The 17,818-nt window shown below is 75.4% G+C and carries 20 protein-coding genes; 4 read left to right on the top strand and 16 right to left on the bottom strand.

Features of this window, described 5'->3' with window-relative positions:
- Position 1: 1 nt before the first annotated feature.
- From ACGFI1_RS32980 to ACGFI1_RS32960, 5 genes are all read right to left on the bottom strand, one after another.
- Positions 2–214 carry a hypothetical protein gene (locus ACGFI1_RS32980; RefSeq protein ID WP_138639373.1) on the bottom strand — a complete coding sequence of 71 codons (213 nt, stop codon included), beginning with the start codon at positions 212–214 and terminating at the stop codon, positions 2–4.
- Positions 215–304: 90 nt separating this feature from the next.
- Positions 305–979 (bottom strand): response regulator, encoded by a 675-nt coding sequence (locus ACGFI1_RS32975; RefSeq protein ID WP_386865339.1) that lies wholly within the window; start codon positions 977–979, stop codon positions 305–307.
- Complete coding sequence (locus tag ACGFI1_RS32970) at positions 976–2,112, bottom strand: sensor histidine kinase (RefSeq protein WP_386865341.1); 1,137 nt, start codon at positions 2,110–2,112, stop codon at positions 976–978. Before ACGFI1_RS32970 ends, ACGFI1_RS32975 begins: the two co-directional genes overlap by 4 nt.
- Before the next feature lie 118 nt (positions 2,113–2,230).
- Positions 2,231–2,893 (bottom strand): permease prefix domain 1-containing protein, encoded by a 663-nt coding sequence (locus ACGFI1_RS32965; protein WP_392791037.1) that lies wholly within the window; start codon positions 2,891–2,893, stop codon positions 2,231–2,233.
- Positions 2,890–3,213, bottom strand: a complete 324-nt coding sequence (locus ACGFI1_RS32960; protein ID WP_386865345.1) for a PadR family transcriptional regulator — start codon at positions 3,211–3,213, stop codon at positions 2,890–2,892. Before ACGFI1_RS32960 ends, ACGFI1_RS32965 begins: the two co-directional genes overlap by 4 nt.
- 86 nt (positions 3,214–3,299) lie before the next feature.
- On the opposite strand from ACGFI1_RS32960, the gene ACGFI1_RS32955 reads away from it, so the two are divergent.
- The gene (locus tag ACGFI1_RS32955; RefSeq protein WP_392791034.1) at positions 3,300–3,743 is read left to right on the top strand and encodes a DUF2269 family protein; all 444 of its coding nucleotides are present in this window, start codon (positions 3,300–3,302) and stop codon (positions 3,741–3,743) included.
- Between the two features lie 36 nt (positions 3,744–3,779).
- Here ACGFI1_RS32955 and ACGFI1_RS32950 read toward each other — a convergent pair whose 3' ends face one another.
- Entirely contained in the window at positions 3,780–4,235 is a 456-nt protein-coding gene (locus tag ACGFI1_RS32950) for a MarR family winged helix-turn-helix transcriptional regulator (RefSeq protein ID WP_392791032.1), read from the bottom strand.
- A gap of 83 nt (positions 4,236–4,318) precedes the next feature.
- Here ACGFI1_RS32950 and ACGFI1_RS32945 point away from each other — a divergent pair, with 83 nt between their 5' ends.
- Positions 4,319–5,833, top strand: a complete 1,515-nt coding sequence (locus ACGFI1_RS32945) for an MDR family MFS transporter (RefSeq protein ID WP_392791030.1) — start codon at positions 4,319–4,321, stop codon at positions 5,831–5,833.
- 16 nt (positions 5,834–5,849) lie between these two features.
- Here ACGFI1_RS32945 and ACGFI1_RS32940 read toward each other — a convergent pair whose 3' ends face one another.
- Genes ACGFI1_RS32940 through ACGFI1_RS32930 form a run of 3 tightly spaced genes read right to left on the bottom strand, consistent with a single transcriptional unit; the run spans position 5,850 to position 8,168 of the window.
- A complete protein-coding gene (locus ACGFI1_RS32940) occupies positions 5,850–6,515 on the bottom strand; it encodes a response regulator transcription factor (RefSeq protein WP_392791028.1) in 666 nt (221 codons plus the stop codon).
- A gap of 20 nt (positions 6,516–6,535) precedes the next feature.
- Positions 6,536–6,964 (bottom strand): pyridoxamine 5'-phosphate oxidase family protein, encoded by a 429-nt coding sequence (locus ACGFI1_RS32935; protein ID WP_386865354.1) that lies wholly within the window; start codon positions 6,962–6,964, stop codon positions 6,536–6,538.
- Positions 6,945–8,168 (bottom strand): sensor histidine kinase, encoded by a 1,224-nt coding sequence (locus ACGFI1_RS32930; RefSeq protein ID WP_392791026.1) that lies wholly within the window; start codon positions 8,166–8,168, stop codon positions 6,945–6,947. Before ACGFI1_RS32930 ends, ACGFI1_RS32935 begins: the two co-directional genes overlap by 20 nt.
- Positions 8,169–8,318: 150 nt before the next feature.
- On the opposite strand from ACGFI1_RS32930, the gene fdxA reads away from it, so the two are divergent.
- Together fdxA and ACGFI1_RS32920 are read left to right on the top strand one after the other, a co-directional pair.
- Entirely contained in the window at positions 8,319–8,642 is a 324-nt protein-coding gene (gene fdxA / locus ACGFI1_RS32925) for a ferredoxin (RefSeq protein WP_138641397.1), read from the top strand.
- 1 nt (position 8,643) lies between these two features.
- A complete protein-coding gene (locus tag ACGFI1_RS32920; protein ID WP_392791024.1) occupies positions 8,644–9,276 on the top strand; it encodes a helix-turn-helix transcriptional regulator in 633 nt (210 codons plus the stop codon).
- A 48-nt stretch (positions 9,277–9,324) separates the two neighbouring features.
- Here ACGFI1_RS32920 and ACGFI1_RS32915 read toward each other — a convergent pair whose 3' ends face one another.
- The 7 genes from ACGFI1_RS32915 to ACGFI1_RS32885 form a co-directional block, all read right to left on the bottom strand.
- Entirely contained in the window at positions 9,325–9,657 is a 333-nt protein-coding gene (locus ACGFI1_RS32915) for a cupin domain-containing protein (RefSeq protein WP_386865361.1), read from the bottom strand.
- Between the two features lie 87 nt (positions 9,658–9,744).
- On the bottom strand, positions 9,745–10,950 hold the full coding sequence (locus ACGFI1_RS32910) for a L,D-transpeptidase (RefSeq protein ID WP_392791023.1): 1,206 nt from the start codon (positions 10,948–10,950) through the stop codon (positions 9,745–9,747).
- A gap of 141 nt (positions 10,951–11,091) precedes the next feature.
- Positions 11,092–11,847, bottom strand: coding sequence for a 6-phosphogluconolactonase (gene pgl, locus ACGFI1_RS32905; protein WP_392791020.1), 756 nt, complete (start codon positions 11,845–11,847; stop codon positions 11,092–11,094).
- On the bottom strand, positions 11,844–12,872 hold the full coding sequence (locus ACGFI1_RS32900) for a glucose-6-phosphate dehydrogenase assembly protein OpcA (protein ID WP_138641402.1): 1,029 nt from the start codon (positions 12,870–12,872) through the stop codon (positions 11,844–11,846). Before ACGFI1_RS32900 ends, pgl begins: the two co-directional genes overlap by 4 nt.
- A complete protein-coding gene (gene zwf / locus ACGFI1_RS32895) occupies positions 12,872–14,398 on the bottom strand; it encodes a glucose-6-phosphate dehydrogenase (protein ID WP_138641403.1) in 1,527 nt (508 codons plus the stop codon). The genes ACGFI1_RS32900 and zwf overlap by 1 nt, the downstream gene beginning before the upstream one ends.
- 110 nt (positions 14,399–14,508) lie before the next feature.
- Positions 14,509–16,101: a glucose-6-phosphate isomerase gene (locus ACGFI1_RS32890; RefSeq protein ID WP_392791018.1), complete on the bottom strand. Its 1,593-nt coding sequence runs from the start codon at positions 16,099–16,101 to the stop codon at positions 14,509–14,511.
- On the bottom strand, positions 16,098–17,801 hold the full coding sequence (locus ACGFI1_RS32885) for a phosphoheptose isomerase (protein WP_392791016.1): 1,704 nt from the start codon (positions 17,799–17,801) through the stop codon (positions 16,098–16,100). The genes ACGFI1_RS32890 and ACGFI1_RS32885 overlap by 4 nt, the downstream gene beginning before the upstream one ends.
- Positions 17,802–17,818 lie beyond the last annotated feature (17 nt).

Genomic DNA, 17,818 nt, shown 5'->3' with positions numbered 1-17,818 from the left:
GTCAACCTCGGTTCATGCGGCGGGCGCCGACGACGGCGCCGGCGATGGCGGACAGGATCGGCACGACGACGAAGGCGGCCAGCAGGACGGGCGTGCCGTCCACGTCGAGCGTGCGGTCCAGGACGAAGGTGAAGAACGCGCCCACGGTCTCGGTCAGCAGGAAGCCCGCGGCCCCGCCGCAGACCAGCCCGATGAAGGCGCCCGGAATGCTCATGCCTCCAGGGTCGGGAACCGGTACCCCGCCCGGCATCGGCCGCGAGGGCGCACCCGGGGCACCCCGCAAGTTGCGGGCCCGGCGGCCCGGCTACGTCCCGGGTCGCATCCAGCGGGGGTTGACCATGCCCGACTCGTAGGCCATGACGACCAGCTGCGCGCGGTCGCGCGCCCCGGCCTTCGCCATGATGCGGCTGACGTGCGACTTGACGGTGGCGGTGCTGAGGACGAGCCGGTCGGCGATCTCGTCGTTGCTCTGCCCGGCGGCGACGAGCAGCATGACCTCGCGCTCCCGGTCGGTGAGGGAGCGCAGCCGGGGACCGGGCTCGGGGGCGTCGACCCGCCCGGCGAACTCGCCGATCAGCCGCCGGGTCACCGACGGGGTGATCAGCGCGTCGCCGCGCGCCGCGACCCGCACCGCGTGGATCATCTCGGCGGGCTCGGTGTCCTTCAGCAGGAAGCCGGTGGCGCCCGCGCGCAGCGCGCCGTACACGTACTCGTCCAGGTCGAACGTGGTGAGGATGACGACGTGGACGCCGTCGAGCCGCGGATCGGCGGTGATCTTCCGGGCGGCCTCCAGGCCGTCCATCCGGGGCATCCGCACGTCCAGCAGCGCCACGTCGGGGCGCAGCGCGCGGCAGGCGGCGACGGCCTGCTCGCCGTCGGCGGCCTCGCCGGTCACCGTGATGTCGTCCTCGTCGTCGAGGATGGAGCGGAACCCGGCCCGCACCAGGCCCTGGTCGTCGGCGAGCAGCACTTCGATCATCGGGTGGACGCTCCGTTCCCATAGGGCAGGCGGGCCCGCACGACGAAGCCGCCGTCCGGCCCGGGGCCCGCGGTCAGCTCGCCGCCGAGGGCGCGGGCCCGCTCCCGCATGCCGTCCACCCCGCTGCCCGGCGCACCGCCGGGCGCCGCCCGGCCCGGGCCGTCGTCGGCGACCTCGACGCGCAGCTCGCCCGGCCCGCGCTCGACGCTGACGGCGACCTCCGCGCCGGGGGCGTGCCGCGAGGCGTTGGTGAGGGACTCCTGGACGATCCGGTAGGCGGCGAGCCCGACCTCCGTGGGCGGGTCGGCCGTGCCGGAGACGCTGCTGCGCACGGTGAGCCCCGCGGTCCGCGCGGACTCGACCAGGTCGCCGATGCGGTCCAGGCCGGGTGCGGGCGCGGTCGGCGCCTCCTCGTCGGCCTGCCGCAGGACGCCGAGCGTGGCGCGCAGGTCGCGCAGGGCCTCCCGGCTCGACTGCTTGATGGCGGCGAGGGCGGCCTCGCCCTGCGCGGGGTCGCGGTGGAAGCGGTGCAGCGACGTCCCGGCCTGGACGTTGATGAGCGACAGGTGGTGCCCGACGACGTCGTGCACCTCGCGGGCGATGCGCAGCCGCTCCTCGTTCGCGGCCTGCCGCTCGGCCTCCCGCAGGAACGCGGCGCGGCTGTGCCGCACCCAGCCCAGCGCGACCATCGCCACCACCCATCCGGTCAGCATGAACACGGCGACGCCGTTGACGTCCTCGTTGCCGAGCAGCGTCCCGGTGCCGGTGGTGATCACGGTGAGCGCGGCCAGCACCACGGCCGCCTCGGTCCGGCCCTGCGCCGCGACCAGGTACAGCGCCACGATCACCGCGATCATCAGGCCGCCGTCGTGGACGCTGGTGACGTAGTACACGCCGGTCGCGACGAGGACGAAGGCGGCGACGGTCACCGGGAACCGGCGGGCGAAGTACAGCGCCCCGCAGGTCAGCAGGATCAGCGCCCAGCCGGCCGCCGTGCGCGCCCACGGCTCCCGCCAGGCGTCGCCGATCACCGAGTTCAGGCTGCTGACCGACACCACCGCCAGCACGCCGCCGGCGAGGGCGGCGTCGCGGAGCCGGCCGCGCGGCGGACGAGGACTGCGCCGACCACCCATGCGAGCACCTTAACCGGGCCCCCGGCCCGGCCCCGTCCGACCCGCGGCCCAAGACGCCCGGCCGGACCCGCAACCTGGGGTGTAGCCGCCGCCCGCCGGTATGCGACCGGGGGATGAGCTAGCCGGACGGGAGCAGGCGGGCGCATTCGCGGCAGGCGCGGGACGAGGCCGCGACCACGGCGTGCGAGGCCGCCGCGAAGGCGCCGGACAGCAGCATCAGCGGCCAGTCCGAGGCGAGCACGGCGGCGGCGACCAGGGCGAGCGCGGCGACGGCCATCGCCACGGCGGCGGCCGTGCCCGTCCAGGCCACCGCCAGCGGCAGCCGGGGAGGCGGCGGGAGCCGGCGGGCGACCGGGCCGGTGGCCGCGAGCGCCGCGGCGGCGAGCAGCCCGGCGACGGCGGCGACGCAGCCCAGATGGACGGCCAGCAGGCGCAGCGGCCAGCCGCCGCCGGGGCCGGAGGCCCAGATCAGCAGCCAGCAGCCGGCGAGGGACGGCACGGCCAGCGCGGCGGCCCGCGCGGTGCGCCGCACCTGGGCGATCGTCAGCTCCCGCTGGCAGCCGGGGGCGAGTTCGGCCGCGGTGCCGAACTCGCGCACGGCCCGGCGGACTGCGTGCCCGTAGGGGACGCCTTCGGCGGCGTGGGCGGTGACGGTGTCGGCGAACCCGTCGCGGATCTCCGCGACCAGCCGCGCCTTCGCGCGCGCCGGGCCCCGCAGCCTGCCGGCCAGCGCGGCGGCGTACTCCTCGACCGGGTCGGTCCCGGCGTCCCGGACGCTCATGTCGCCGGGTTCAGGACGGAGCCGATGGCGGCCGTGAACTCCCGCCAGGCCGTCCGCTCGTCGGCGAGGGCGCGGCGGCCCGCGTCGGTCAGCTCGTAGCGGCGGCGCCGCCGGCCGCCGTCGGCGTCCCAGCCGCTGCGCAGCAGCCCGAGCCGCTCCATCCGCTGGAGCGTCGGGTAGATCGTGCCCGTGCGCAGCTCCAGCCGGCCGCCGCTGCGCCGCTGCACCGCGGTGATGATCGCGTACCCGTGCAGGGGGCCCGGTTCCAGCACGGCCAGCAGCAGCCCGTCCAGATGCCCGCGTACCGCGTCCGCCTTCATGAGTAGGCAGCCTACACAAGTGACGTGTAGGCATGGTACGTATTGGCAGCCAACATATTGGGTGCCAACACATTGGAGGCCGGCGCATGACCGAGCTGCTGCTGTCCGTGCACGTTCTCGCGGCGATCCTGGCGATCGGGCCGATCACCGTCGCCGCGTCGGTGTTCCCCCGCCAGGTCCGGACCGCGGACCAGGGCGGCGGGACGGCCGCGTTCCTGCACCGCGTCTGCCGGGGCTACGGGCTCGTGGGCCTCGCCGTCCCGGTCTTCGGGTTCGCCACGGGCGCGCAGCTCGGGGTGCTCACCGACGCGTGGCTGATCGCGTCGGTCGCCCTCACGGCGGTCGCCGCGGGCGTCCTCGCGCTGGTGATCCTGCCCGGCCAGCGGAGGCTGCTCGACCTGCCCGCGGACGCGGCCGGGCGGGACGCGGCGGCGGCCCGGCTCACCGCGTTCACCGGCGTGTTCAACGTGCTGTGGGCGGTCGTCGTCGTGCTGATGGTCGTCCGGCCGGGCTCGGGCGCCGGGGGCTGAGCGCGTGCCTCGGCCACTGGGCTTCCGCGGGGCGCGTCAGCCGTCGTAGCCGTGGACGAAGCGGGCCAGGAGGCGGGCGAACTCGGCGCGCTCGGCGTCCGTCCAGTCGCCCATGGCCTTGGCGAAGTGCTCCTGGCGGGTCCGCCGGGTGGCCTCGACGACGCGCCGGCCGGCGGCGGTGAGTTCGAGGTGGATGCGGCGGCCGTCCTCCTGGGACGCGACGCGCCGCACGTAGCCGGACTTCACCGCCTCGGCGACGATGCGGCTGCCGCGCGAGGCGTCCACGCCGAGGCGGGCGGCGACCAGGCCGACGCTCATCTCCTGGCCGGGGTCGTCGGGGCCCTCGTCGATCACGTCCACGACGTGCAGGACCTGCACGTCCACGGGGAGGTTGTGCTCGCGGACCGCGGCCTTGCCGAGCCGCTGCCGCGACATCCCCCGGCGCAGCCTGACCATGCTCCGCTCGACCGAGTCGAGTGCCTCCTCGCCCATGCCCGCCAGTCTAGTTGGCTTGCGCAGCTCAACCATGTGCTCTTAGCATTCAATTGCTCAAAGCATAGGAATGAGAGGTGCACATGGTTGCGACGACCGCGCCGGCGGTGCCGATGCCCCGCCGGCACCGGCTGGCGGTGTTCGGCGGGCTGCTGCTCGCCGGGCTGATGTCCTCGCTGGACGCGACGGTGCTCGGCACCGCGCTGCCGGCGATCGTCGGGGACCTCGGCGGGCTCGACCGGATCGCCTGGGTGTCCACGGCGTACGTGCTGGCCACCAGCGTCACCGTCCCGCTGTCGGGGCGCCTCGGCGACCTGTTCGGGCGCCGGACGATCCTGCTCACCGGGCTCCTCGGCTTCCTTGCCGGGTCGGCGGCCTGCGGGGCGGCGCCGAGCATGACCTGGCTGATCGTGTTCCGGGTGGTGCAGGGCGCCGCCGCCGGCTGCCTGATGAGCTCGATGTTCGCGCTCACCGGCGACCTGTTCGAGCCGCGCGAGCGCGCCAAGTACCAGGGCTACTCGGCGGTGATCTTCGCGGTGTCGAGCATCGCGGGGCCGCTGCTCGGCGGGTTCCTCACCGACCACGCCTCGTGGCGGTGGGTGTTCTACGTCAACCTGCCCCTCGGCATCGCCGCCACGGCCACCACCGTGCTGTTCCTGCGGCTGCCCCGGCCCGCGGGCAGGCCGCGCGTCGACTACCCCGGGATCGTGCTGCTCGGCGCGGCCGTCACCTGCTTCACCCTGTTCACCAGCTGGGCCGGGACGCGGTACGCGTGGGGCTCGCCCGCCGTCCTCGGGCTGGCGGCGGGATCCGCCGCGCTGTTCGCCGCGTGGGTGCTCGCCGAGCGGCGGGCCGCCGAGCCGATCATCCCGCCGCGGCTGTTCCGCGACCGGTCGTTCGGCGTCGCCTGCGCCGTCGCCGCCGTCGGCGGCGCCACCGGCTTCGGGCTCGCCACCTACCTGCCGATGTTCTTCCAGGTCGTCGGGGGAGTGGACGCCACCCGATCGGGGCTGCTGCTCCTGCCGATGATGGCCGCGCTGCTGGCCGCCTCCATGGGCGCCGGCCGCCACATCCACCGGACCGGCCGCTACCACCGCCTCCCGGCGGCGAGCATGGCGGTCAGCGGGGCGGGCATCGCGCTGCTGGCCACGATGGACGCCGGGACCGGACTGGTCGCCGCCGGGTGCTACATGGCCCTCCTCGGCTTCGGGGCCGGGCTGTCGCAGCAGGTCGTGATGCTGATCGCGCAGAACGCGGCACCGCCCCGCGACCTCGGCGCGGCCAGCTCCGGGGTGTTCGCGACCCGGATGCTCGGCACCGCCGCCGGGATGGCCGTCTTCGGCGCGATCGTGGCGAACCGGTTCGCCGAGGAGGTCGTCCGGCGCGTCCCGGACGGGCGGGTCCCCGCGTTCGCCGACGCCGTGCGGCCCGAGGTCCTGGCCACCCTCCCCGAGCCCGTGCGGGACGGCGTCGCCGCCGCGTTCGCGGACGCGTTCTCCACCCTGTTCGTCACCGCGCTGCCCGTCGTCGCGGTGGGGCTGGCGGCGGCGCTGCTGCTGCGGCACGTCCCGCTGGCGCCGCGCGGCCCGGGTCGCTGACGGCAGCGCCCCGTTGCTAGTCGTCGAGGTCGGCGTCGTGGACGAGCAGCGCGATCTGCACCCGGTTGTTCAGGTCGAGCTTGGTCAGCAGCCGCGACACGTACGCCTTCACGGTGGCGACGCTGAGCGACAGCTCACCGCCGATCTCGCCGTTGGTCCGGCCCCGCCCGACGAGCGCCGCCACCGCCCGCTCGCCGTCGGTGAGCCGGGCCAGCAGCTCGCGGGCGCGGTCCCGGCGCGGGTCGCCGCCGCGCTCGGCCATGTACGACATCATCCTGCGCAGCACCGCCGGCGACATCATCGGCTCGCCCGCCGCGACCTGCCGGATCGCCCGGACGATCTCCGGCGGCGGGGTGTGCTTCAGCAGGAAGCCGCTCGCGCCCGCCCGCATCGCCCGCAGGATGTGGTCGTCGGTGTCGAACGTCGTCAGGATGATGATCTCGGGCGGCTCGCGCCGCGAGCGCAGCAGCGCGGTCGCGGCGAGCCCGTCCACCCGCGGCATCCGGACGTCCATCAGGACGACGTCGGGCCGGTGCTCGTTGACGGCGGAGACGACCTCGGCGCCGTCGGCGACGTCCCCGACCACCTCGACGCCGACGGCGTTCGCCAGCATCATCGACAGGCCGGCGCGGACGAGCGCGTCGTCGTCGACGATCAGCACCCGGACGGGAGGGGAGTCCATCCGATCACCCTACGGGCCGGTCAGGGCCGGCGCAGGCGGCGGCCGCTGACCTCGTGCGCCGCCAGCCGGAACCACTCGTCGCGGTCGCCGCCCGGCCACGGCCGCACCTGGGCCGCCTCCGCCCGCTCCTGCTCGGTCAGGTGGTGGGTGCCGCCGCGCAGCAGCACGCTCCACCCGAGGTGGTCGGTCTCGTCGAACCGGTCGACCTGGAACGCCGCCCGGACCTCGCCGCCCACCACCGAGGTCAGCAGGCTGCGGTTCATCCGGCCGGACGACGACGTCCGGAAGATCACGGCGTCGCCGTCCACGGCGTAGTTCACCGGGATCACCGTGGGGCCCTCGCCGTCGTCGAACGCGACCCGGCCGATGGTGCCGCCCTCGATGAGCCGCAGGCACTCGGCGCGGTCGAGTTCTTCCAGCACGGGCCGGTCAGAGGAGTTGGCTGCCATGCACCTCACCCTTCCCCCCGGCCTCGCCGGCATGCGCGCCGGTGAGCGGCAGCCGGGCGCGCAGCCGGAACCGCCCGTCGCCGGTGCGGCCGTGCTCCAGCGTCCCGCCGAGCAGCGCCACCCGCTCGGCGAGGCCGACGAGCCCCGCCCCCGCGCCCGGCAGTACGCCCGGCAGTACGCCCGGCAGCGCGGCCGCGGGCGGCCCCGGCGGCAGCCCGTTGACGATCTCGATGTCCAGATCGCCGCCCGCGTCGAGGACGACCCGGACGTCCGCGCCCGGCGCGTGCTTGCGCGCGTTGGTCAGCCCCTCCTGGACGATCCGGTAGGCGTGCCGCCCCACCCGGTCGGGGACCGAGCCCGGGTCGAGGACGCCGTCCTCCAGCACGACGCGGGCGCCGGCCCGCCGCGACTCCCGGACGAGCCCCGGCACGTCGGCGAGCGTCGGCTGCGGCCGGTCGGGCTCGGCGCCGGCCGCGTCGTCGCGCAGCACGCCGATCACCTCCCGCAGGTCCTCCATCGCCTCGTAGGCGCTCCGGCGGATGACCCCGGCGGCCTCGCGCTGGTCGGGGGGCGCGTCCGGGCGGTACTCCAGCGCCCCCGCGTGCACGGCCAGCAGCGAGATGCGGTGCGCGAGGACGTCGTGCATCTCCCGGGCGATCCGCTCCCGCTCCAGCAGCCGGGCCTCCTCGACCCGCAGCCGCTGCTCGGTCTCGGCGGCGCGGGCCCGCTCCTTCAGCGACGCGATGAGCTGCCGCTGCGACCGGACGAGCATCCCCGTCGTGACCAGCACCGCGTAGAGCAGCCCGAAGACCACGCTGCCCTCGCGCGCTTCCGGCGCGGGCGAGAGTGCCCAGAACAGCGCGAGGATCAGGGCCAGGCTCGCGCCGGCGACGGGCAGCGCGATCCGCCAGGGCCGCAGCATCGCCAGGGAGCACATCGCGACCGCGGCGGTGCCGAGCGCCGCCGTCGCCGTCCACTGCGCGAAGACCATCGTCACCGCGACGGCCACCGGGTGGCGGCGCCGGAACAGCAGGAGGAACACGCAGGTGGCCGCGCCGATCAGCAGGTCCCGGGGGACCGAGATCGTCTCGCCGGCGGGCAGGTCGTCGACCGTCCCCTGGAGCAGCACCCAGCCGAGCAGCAGGGCGCCGCCGGCCGCGCCGATGTCACCGAGCCAGTCCCGCCACGGTCGTCCAAGGTCCACGCGTCCAACGGTAGCCACGCCGCCCCGGTGGGAATGCGGCCGCAGGTCGACGGCGGAACCGACTTTGGTCGCCCCGCCGTTCGCTTATTATTTACATGTAGGATTGTCACAAATAGATGCCGGGGGCGATGTGGAGACGAGGAGCGCGCCGTGACCTATGTGATCGCCGAACCGTGCGTCGACGTCAAGGACCGGGCGTGCGTCGACGAGTGCCCGGTCGACTGCATCTACGAGGGGGCGCGGGCCCTCTACATCCACCCGGACGAATGCGTCGACTGCGGCGCGTGCGAGCCGGTGTGCCCGGTCGAGGCCATCTACTACGAGGACGACCTCCCGGACCGCTGGACGGACTACACGCGGGCCAACGCCGAGTTCTTCGACGACCTCGGCTCGCCCGGCGGCGCGACCAAGCTCGGCGCCCTGGACCGCGACCACCCGCTGATCGCCGCGCTGCCGCCGGCGGAGGAGGGCTGAGATGACCGCCGAACGCTCCCGCCGCCAGGAGGTCCTGGACATCCTGCGCGACGCCGGCGCCGCGCTCGGCGTCGCCGAGGTCGCCGAGCGGCTCGGCGTCCACGCCAACACCGCGCGCTTCCACCTGGACGCCCTGACCGCCGAGGGGACCGTCGAGCGCACCGCCGAGCAGCCCTCCGGCCCCGGCCGGCCCCGCACCGTCTACGCCCCCCGCCCCGGCATGGACCGCGGCGGCGCCCGCGGCTACCGCCTGCTCGCCCAGATCCTGCTCAGCCGGCTCGCCGCGGAGGGGCCCACCGCCCGCGAGAGCGCCGCGCGGGCGGGCCGCGAGTGGGGCCGCTACCTCGTCGACCGGCCGCCGCCGTTCCAGCGGCTGAGCGCCGCGGAGGCGACCGACCGGCTCACCGCCCTGCTGGACGACCTGGACTTCGCCCCCCGCCCGGGCGGCGACTTCATCCGGCTGCGGCACTGCCCGTTCCTGGAGCTCGCCGAGGAGTACGGTCCGCTGGTCTGCGACGTCCACCTCGGGCTCATGCAGGGCGCGCTGAAGGAGCTGGACGCGCCGGTCGAGGCCGACCGGCTGGAGCCCTTCGCCGAACCCGGCGCCTGCCTCGCGCACCTGCGCCGCGAATGACCTCCTCCGGGGACCCCAGGCGGGGCCCCCGGCAGGTCGGGGGGGTGCTCAGCCCACCTTGGCGACGGTGAGCAGGACGGCCGCGTCCTCCAGCGCCTCCAGGCTGTGCCGCGCGTCCGGGACGATCAGCAGGTCGCCGGACATCCCGTCCCACGAGTGCTCCCCGGCCAGCAGCCGGACCCGCCCGTGCAGCACGTGGATGGTCGCCTCGCCGGGGTTCTCGTGCTCCGACAGGGTGGTGCCCGCCGTCAGGGCCACCAGCGTCTGGCGCAGGACGTGCTCATGACCGCCGTAGACGGTGTCCGCGCTGCGCCCGGTCGAGCCGGCCGCGGCCCGCTTCAGATGGTCACGTACCTGTGCGTCCAACGAGAGCTTCTGCATGGCCCCAAGTCTGCCCCGTGATCGCGCGCGCACACGAGACACCGGGCACACGAGACACCGCGCACACGAGACGCAGGGCACGCGGGGTCAGGTGAGCGGGAGGCCCGTCACCGGCTTGCCGGTCGCGCTGCCCGCCAGCCAGCCGTCCCAGTCCTTCGCCCACGGCGTCGGGCCGTTGCCGAACTGCAGCTGCCGGGACGTGCCCGTCACCTTCACGATGTCGCCCCGGTTCGTGAAGTCGTAGAACCATTTGGCGTCGGACGGGGCTGCGTTCACGCATCCGTGGCTGACGTTGTCGTTGCCCTGGGCGTCGGTCGACCAGGGCGCCGAGTGGACGAACGTCCCGCTGTAGGTGAGGCGGACGTTCCACTTCGTCGGGATCCGGTACTCGCCGGGGTCGCCGGTGGTCGCGGAGTCCATGACGATGTCGGCGGCCTTCTCCTGCGCGATCATCGTCCCGCTGTAGCTGTCGTGGCCCGGCTTGCCGAGGCTGACCTTCATCGTCCGGACGGTCCGGCCGCCGTCGGTCACCGTCGCCCGGTGCTTCTTGGCGTCGATCGTGGTGATGTGCCGCGCGCCCACCGTGAAGCTGGCGCTGCGGTCCTTCGTCCCGTAGACGCCCTCGCCGACCTTGAGCCCCGCCAGGTGCGCGATGACCTTCACCTTCTGCCCGGACGGCCAGTAGTCGCGGGGCCGGAAGTCGACCTCCTTGTCGCTGACCCAGTACCAGGCGCCCTCGACCGGCTTGGACATCCGGACCTCGAGCGCCTTCTCGACCGCGACCTTCCCCGCCTTGGTGCTCACCGGCCGGGACAGCAGCAGCTGCACGGGCATGCCGACGCCGACGGTCTCGCCGTCCAGCGGCGACATGCCCGACGTCAGCTTCTTCTGCGGCGTCAGCGTCGTGAACGTCGACGTCGCGGTGACCGGCTTGCCGCCCTCACCGGTGCCCGTCGCGGTGACCGTGTACGTCGTGGACGGCCGCAGCGTCCACGACGACTTCCACGACTTGCCGTCCGCGGCGAGCCTGCCCTCGGCCTTGGCGTTCTTCTGGCCGTAGGTGAGGGTGACGTTGGTGAGCTTGCCGTTGTCTGCGGTGACGGTGACGGGCTGGTCGGGCGCCGCCTGCCGCGTCCCGGTGGCAGGCGTGATCGCCAGCTTCACCGCGTCCGCGTCCTTGCCGCCGCCGTCTCCGCCCTTGCCACCGCCGCCGCCGGACGAGCAGCCGGCGACGGCGACGAGCACCGCCCCGGCGACCGCCGCGATCGCCGTCCCGGACCGACCCTTGCGCACCTGAGAACTCCTCACGCTCGCCTGCCGTGCCCGTCGCGCGGGTCATCCCGCGTTCAAGGCCCGCACAAGGTATGCACGTGCTCAGGTTATGCACGGTTCAGCGCGACCCATGCGACACCACGGCCACTCTTCGGTGTTCTCTCAGTCGGGCAATTCCGCCGCGGCGGCACTGTCCAGGAGGAACAGGGTCCGGTCACGCCCGCGCGCGCCGGCGGCCGGGGCGCGGGCGACGTCCGTGCCCGCCGCCAGGGCGAGCCGGACGGCCTCCGCCTTCGACGCGCCCGCCGCCAGCACCCACACCTCGCGCGCGACGCGCAGCGACGGGAACGTCAGCGAGATCCGGGTCGGCGGCGGTTTTGGGGAGTCCCGCACCGCGACCACCGGACGCTCGTCGCGCAGCCCCGGCATGCCGGGGAACAGCGACGCGACGTGCGCGTCCGGGCCCACGCCGAGCATCAGCACGTCGAACTCCGGGACCGGGCCGCCGCCCGGCCCGGCGGCGGCGCGCAGCTCGGCCGCGTACCGCTCCGCCGCCGCGTCCGGGTCGTCGCCGTCCGGGCCGTCCGGGCCGGCCATCACGTGCACCCGCGCCGGGTCGACCGGGACGTGGTCGAGCAGCGCCGCCCGCGCCCCGGTCTCGTTGCGCTCGGGGTCGCCGGTGGGGCGGAACCGCTCGTCGCCCCACCACACGTCCACGCGGGACCAGTCGACCGCGTCGCGCGCGCCGGACGCGGCGACCGCCGCCAGCACCGCGGTGCCGACCCCGCCGCCGGTCAGCACGACCGACGCCGCGCCGCGCGCCGCCTGGGCGTCGGCGATCCGGGTCAGCAGCCGCGCCGCGGCGGCCGCGGCGAGCAGCTCCTGGTCGCGGTGGACCAGGACGGCCGGGGCGCTCACGCCTGCCCCTCGGCCTCGTGCCGCGCCTTGGCGTGCCGCTTGGCCGGGCCGGTCTTCGCCGCCGCGTCCGTCGCCGACACCGGATCGTCGGCCACGCCGGGCCGCGCCGTGCCGTGCGCGAGGTCCTTGGCGAACCGGGCCGCGGCCTCGCGGTACACCTCGTCGGGGTCGAGCCGGCGCAGCTCCTCGGCCAGCAGGTCGGGCATCGGGCGGCGCAGCAGCGACACCTGCCGGTCGGGCTGCCCCGGCCGGCACAGCGTCGCGACCCGCCCGTCCGGGCGGTGGATGACGATGTCGCCGCTGGTGGTGGTGAGCCGGACCCCGGTGATCCCGGGCCCCTCGGACACGGACCGCTCCAGCGGCACGCCGAGCCGGACCGACAGCCACGCCGCCAGCAGCTCCGCGCTCGGGCTGTCCGGCTCGGCGGTCACCTCGCCGGACACGATGTCGTCGTGGTCCTGGTCGAGCGCGGCGGCCAGCAGCGACCGCCACGACGTCAGCCGCGTCCAGGTGAAGTCGGTGTCGCCCGGCCGGTAGCCCTGCGCGAGCTGCGCGAGCGTGCCGAGCCGGTCGCGGGCCGCGTAGGAGTCGGTCACCCGGCGCTGCGCCAGCGCGCCGAGCGGGTCCTTCGCCGGGACCTTCGGCACCTTGCCGCCCGGCCACCACGTCACGACCGGGGTGTCCGGCATGAGCAGCGGGACGACCACCGAGTCGGCGTGCTCGGCGAGCGGCCCGTACATGCGCAGCAGCACCGTCTCGCCCGGACCGGTCTCGCCCATCCGGATCTCGGCGTCCAGCCGCGACGAGCCGCCGCGCGGGTCGCGGGAGATCACGGTCAGCACCCGGCAGGGGTGCTCGCGCGCCGCCTCCGTCGCGGCGCGGACCGCGTCGTACTGCGCCGACTCGTCGGTCACGATGATCAGGGTCAGCACCATGCCGACCGCCGGGCCGCCCATCAGGTGCCGGGACTGCGTCAGCGCGTCCTGGATCTTGCGGGTGGTGGTTCCGGTGAGATCGATGTTCATTAGAGCCGCCTCCAGGTGCGCCCGTCCCGCGCCATCAGCTCGTCGGCGCTGTCGGGCCCGTAGCCGCCGGACTTGTACTGGTCGAGTCCGCCGCGGCTCGCCCAGAACTCGGTGATCGGGTCGAGGATCTGCCAGGACAGCTCGACCTCCTCCTGCCGGGGGAACAGCGGCGGGTCGCCGATCAGCACGTCCAGCAGCAGCCGCTCGTAGGCCTCGGGGGAGGTCTCGGTGAACGACTCGCCGTAGGCGAAGTCCATGTTGACGTCGCGGATCTCCATCGAGGTGCCGGGCACCTTCGAGCCGAACCGGACCGTGATGCCCTCGTCCGGCTGCACCCGCATCACCAGGGCGTTCTGCCCGAGCTCCTCGGTGTCGGTCTGCGAGAACGGCAGGTGCGGCGCCTTCTGGAACACCATCGCGACCTCGGTCACGCGGCGGCTGAGCCGCTTGCCGGTGCGCAGGTAGAACGGGACGCCCGCCCAGCGCCGGTTCTCGATCTCCAGCTTGACCGCCGCGTAGGTCTCGGTGCGGGAGTCGGCGGGGATGCCGTCCTCCTCCAGGTACCCGCGGACGTTCACGCCGCCCTGCCAGCCCGCCGCGTACTGCCCGCGCGCGGTCGCCTCGGCGAGGTCGCCGGGCACCCGCACCGAGGACAGGATCTTGGCCTTCTCGGCGCGGACCGCCTCGGCGCGGAACGAGGTGGGCTCTTCCATCGCCGTCAGCGCCAGCAGCTGCAGCAGGTGGTTCTGGATGACGTCGCGGGCGGCTCCTATGCCGTCGTAGTAGCCGGCCCGGCCGCCGATGCCGATGTCCTCGGCCATCGTGATCTGCACGTGGTCGACGAACGACCGGTTCCAGATCGGCTCGAACATCGTGTTGGCGAACCGCAGCGCCAGGATGTTCTGCACCGTCTCCTTGCCGAGGTAGTGGTCGATCCGGAAGATCGACTCCTCGGGGAAGACGCGGTGCACGGTGTCGTTCAGCTCCACCGCGGTCTTCAGGTCCCGGCCGAACGGCTTCTCGATCACCACCCGGCGCCAGGCGCCCTCCTTGCGGTCGGCGAGTCCGCTGCGCTGCAGCTGCTCGACGACCTGCGGGAAGAACTTCGGCGGGATCGACAGGTAGAAGGCGTAGTTGCCGCCGGTGCCGCGGCTCTCGTCCAGCTCCTTGACCGCCATCGACAGCGCGTCGAACGCGCCCGGGTCGGAGAACTCGCCGGGGACGAAGTGCATGCCCTCCGACAGATGCGTCCACACGTCCTCGCGGAACGGGGTCCGCGCGTGCGCCTTGACCGACTCGTAGGCGATCTGCCGGAAGTCCTCGTTCTCCCAGTCCCGGCGCGCGAAGCCGACCAGCGAGAAGCCCGGCGGCAGCAGCCCCCTGTTCGCCAGGTCGTAGATCGCCGGGAGCAGCTTCTTGCGGGACAGGTCCCCGGTGACCCCGAAAAGCACGAGCACGCACGGCCCGGCCACCCGCGGCAGGCGCTTGTCCCGCGGGTCGCGGAGCGGATTGGCTGGGTTGGTCACGTGGCCCCCTCTGATCGGACTGCGCCTTCTCGTCTCACTGCTGCAAGCATCCTGCCCCAACTCGTGTCACGGGCCCCACTTCCTGGAACGGGCGCCCTCCGCGCGGGGCCTCATCGCCCCGCGCCGGCGGCGTCGAGCAGCCGGGCGAGTCCCGCCCAGCGGTTCTGCAGGTGCAGCCGCACCACCGCGCGCCCCGCCGCGCGCGCGTCGCGGGCGTCCCCGAGCGCCCGCGCGAGCTGCAGCATGGCCAGCCGGTGGTGCCGGCCCGGGACCGGTACGTCGCGGACGACGTTCCCGGTCACCAACAGGTATACGCCTCCGCCGGATTGATCATTCCCGGCCGCGCGGGGCCGCCCGCCCCAGCCGGTCCGCACCGGCCGGCCGCAGCGCGCGGCGAGGAGCGCGGCCAGCCGGCGCACCTGCGCGCCCTGCCCGCGCGCCTCGTCGGGATCGAGGTGGGCGGCGAGGTCCAGGTGCCCGGCCGGGCCGACCGCGGCGGCCACCGCGTCCAGCAGCGCGGGGAGGCCGGACGCGCCGGCCAGCGCGGGCACCGTGGTGTGCGCCTCCACCGCGCGGCCGGGGTCGCCGTCGGCGAACAGCGGGTCGCCGGTCCCGTCGTCCACCGTCATCGCGGCGGGCGGCGGGGGCGGCGCGAGCGGGTCGGCCTCCAGCAGGTAGGCCGCGACGGCCGCGGCGTACTCCCACACCACGAGCTGCGCGGCGAGCGGGCCCGCGACGGTGGCGTCGTCCTGGTGCGGGCGGCCCCCGAAGGTGACCAGGAACAGGTCGTCGGCGGGCGCCAGCGGCAGGCCGCCCTCCTGGACGACCGGGACCAGCCGCCCGCCGGTCGCCTCGTCCAGCAGGTCCGCCGCCCAGCGCGCGAGGCCGGGCCGGTCGGCCGCGTAGCCGCCGAGCACCGCCGTCCGGCGGCCCGCGCGGGCCGCCCCGCCGAGGATCGCGCCGAGGACGAGCCCCGGGTTGTTCTCCGGCCGGGTCAGCGCGGGCAGCACCGCGGTGGCCTCCTCCAGCAGGACCCGGACGTCGGCGCCGGCGAGCGCGGCGGGCACCAGCGCGTACGGCGACAGCGCCCCGAACGCGGTCGCGGCCGGCGCCTCCACCAGCGGATGCCCCGCCTCGGCGGCGTGCTTGGCCGCGGCGGTGCGCGGCTCGGCGACCGTGACGAACCGCCGCGCGGTCTCGGCGGGGGACAGGCCGGTGTCCGCCAGCATCCCGGCGAGCACCGACCGCAGCGTCTCGGCGCCCGGGTCGTCGCCGGTCACGGCGACCAGGGTCCGGCCGAGCCGCTCCCCGTCGTCGCGCAGCCGCAGCAGCGGGCCGGGCTCCAGGCCGTCCAGGACGGTCAGCGGCGCCCCGCCGCTCGCGGCGATCAGCTCGGCGGCGCGGGCGGGCGCGCCGCCGCCGAGCAGCACGACCTCCGTCAGCCCCTCGGCGCGGGCCCCGGCGCGCAGCTCCTCGGCGCGGTCCAGCGCGGCGCGGCCCGGACCGGGCTGGCCGGGCCAGCACAGCGGCCGGCCCGCCACCCCGGCGGTCGCGGCGGACGGCCACAGCGACGCGTCCTCGGACGCGAGCCGGACCGGCACCTGGTCGATCCACAACCGGCCGAGGACCCGCTCCGCGGCCTCCTTGAGCGGACCGCGCGCGGTGATGGCCGTCTCCCCCGAGACGACGGCGGTGAAGCTCACGGCCTGCGCGCCCCCGCCACCGCGCGGACCGCCTCGGTCAGCCGGCCGGCGCCGTCGACCGGGTCGCGCAGGTGCAGCCGGATCACCGGCAGCCGGTGCTGCCGCAGCGCGCGCAGCTCGCCGAGGGCCCGCGCCAGCCGCAGCTGCGCCAGGCTGTAGGGGCGGCCGGGCACCGGGTGCGCGGCGAGCGCGTCGCCCGGCGCCGGGTCGCCGGTGATGATGAGGAACGCGCCGTTGCCGGGGCCGTCCTTGTGCACCGGGCCGGTCGCGTGCGGGTAGCCGGGGCCCGGCCCGTAGGCGACGGGGCGCCCGGACGCGCGCGCCAGCGACGGCGCCAGGTACCGCCCGGAGAAGTCGCCCGACAGGTACGTCATCACCGACAGGTAGCCGTCGGAGGGCACCGAGGCGACCAGCCCGCCGAGGACGGTCCGCAGCTCAGCGCCGGGCGGCCACGGGAAGTCGGCGTGCACCTCGATGCCGTCCTCGACGTACACCGGCCGCTCCGCCGTCAGCGACCCCGCCGCCGCGCCGCGCAGCAGCATCGCCGCGTCGTCCTCCGCCTCCTGCACGACCGTGCTGCCGGCCTCGAACGGGTTCACGCCGAGCAGCCACCCGGCGACGGCCGTCGCGTACTCCCACAGCAGGAACTGCGCGCCGAGCGGCGCCCACACCGAGGTGTCGGAGTCGTCCTGCGCCGCCGACCTCGGGTTGATCGACACGCCGTGCACGTCGGGGAACTCGCCGCGCCCGCCGGGCGGCTCGAACGCCAGCACGCCGCGGCCCCGCTTGCCGGTGCCGACGGCGAGCAGCTGGGAGATCCACGCGCTCAGCGCGCCCGGACCGCCGGGCTCGCGCAGCAGCACCTTGTCGCGGGCGAGCCCGCCCTCCGCCTGCTGCGCGCAGCCGCCGATGACGGCGCCGAGCAGCAGGCCCGGGTTGTCCTCGTCCTTGGACAGCGACGGCACCAGCGACGCCGCCTCGTCCAGCAGCCGGTCGGCGTCCGCGCCCGCCAGCACCGCCGGGACCAGCCCGTACGCCGACAGGGCGCCGTAGTGCCCCGGCAGGTAGGGGTCGGTCAGCCCGATCCGGTAGCCGCACTGCCGGGCGAAGTCGTGCAGGGGGCTGCCGTGGTCGGTGATGACCAGGAACCGGCCCGCGATCTCCCGCTCCGACATGCCCCGCTCGCGGAACGCCGCGGCGAAGATCCGCCGGTAGGCGTCGCCCTCCAGCGACACGCCCGCCTTGCTCGCCAGGACGACCAGCGTCCGGTCGAGCCGCTCCATCGCGAACGCCAGCGCGGCGGTGTCGCCGCCGTCCAGCACGGTCAGCTCGCCGGTCGTCCGCTCGGCGCCGGCCGGGGGCGCGGCGGCGGGGCCGCCCGCGCCGGCCAGCGCCGGCGCGTGCGCCTCCATGATCGCCTGCGCGGCGAGGCTCTCCGCACCGACGCCGATCAGCACGATGTGGTCGAGGCCCGAGTAGCGCGCCTCCGACACGAGCCCGCCGACCTGGTTCAGCAGCCCGCGGGAGGCGAACGGCAGGTCGAGCCAGCCGAGCCGGCTGTGGTCCACCGCGCGCCGCCCCCACAGCCGCGGGTCCTTGGCGGCCAGCGCCCCGGGGACGCCGCAGCTCACGAGGTAGTCCCGTGCCTGCAGCGCCGAGTCCAGCACGTCGCCGCGCGTCAGTACGTCGAATCCGGACACCGTTCCCTCCCGCCCCC

This window comes from Actinomadura geliboluensis, assembly GCF_043197915.1.
GTDB lineage: Bacteria > Actinomycetota > Actinomycetes > Streptosporangiales > Streptosporangiaceae > Spirillospora > Spirillospora geliboluensis.
This window is presented reverse-complemented; position numbering and strand designations above follow the sequence as displayed.

Excerpts from the sequence above, each read along its gene's own strand:
- ACGFI1_RS32980 (WP_138639373.1), bottom strand. The coding sequence starts at position 214 with ATGAGCATTCCGGGCGCCTTCATCGGGCTGGTCTGCGGCGGGGCCGCG.
- ACGFI1_RS32975 (WP_386865339.1), bottom strand. The coding sequence starts at position 979 with ATGATCGAAGTGCTGCTCGCCGACGACCAGGGCCTGGTGCGGGCCGGG.
- ACGFI1_RS32970 (WP_386865341.1), bottom strand. The coding sequence starts at position 2,112 with ATGGGTGGTCGGCGCAGTCCTCGTCCGCCGCGCGGCCGGCTCCGCGAC.
- ACGFI1_RS32965 (WP_392791037.1), bottom strand. The coding sequence starts at position 2,893 with ATGAGCGTCCGGGACGCCGGGACCGACCCGGTCGAGGAGTACGCCGCC.
- ACGFI1_RS32960 (WP_386865345.1), bottom strand. The coding sequence starts at position 3,213 with ATGAAGGCGGACGCGGTACGCGGGCATCTGGACGGGCTGCTGCTGGCC.
- ACGFI1_RS32955 (WP_392791034.1), top strand. The coding sequence starts at position 3,300 with ATGACCGAGCTGCTGCTGTCCGTGCACGTTCTCGCGGCGATCCTGGCG.
- ACGFI1_RS32950 (WP_392791032.1), bottom strand. The coding sequence starts at position 4,235 with ATGGGCGAGGAGGCACTCGACTCGGTCGAGCGGAGCATGGTCAGGCTG.
- ACGFI1_RS32945 (WP_392791030.1), top strand. The coding sequence starts at position 4,319 with ATGGTTGCGACGACCGCGCCGGCGGTGCCGATGCCCCGCCGGCACCGG.
- ACGFI1_RS32940 (WP_392791028.1), bottom strand. The coding sequence starts at position 6,515 with ATGGACTCCCCTCCCGTCCGGGTGCTGATCGTCGACGACGACGCGCTC.
- ACGFI1_RS32935 (WP_386865354.1), bottom strand. The coding sequence starts at position 6,964 with ATGGCAGCCAACTCCTCTGACCGGCCCGTGCTGGAAGAACTCGACCGC.
- ACGFI1_RS32920 (WP_392791024.1), top strand. The coding sequence starts at position 8,644 with ATGACCGCCGAACGCTCCCGCCGCCAGGAGGTCCTGGACATCCTGCGC.
- ACGFI1_RS32915 (WP_386865361.1), bottom strand. The coding sequence starts at position 9,657 with ATGCAGAAGCTCTCGTTGGACGCACAGGTACGTGACCATCTGAAGCGG.
- ACGFI1_RS32900 (WP_138641402.1), bottom strand. The coding sequence starts at position 12,872 with ATGAACATCGATCTCACCGGAACCACCACCCGCAAGATCCAGGACGCG.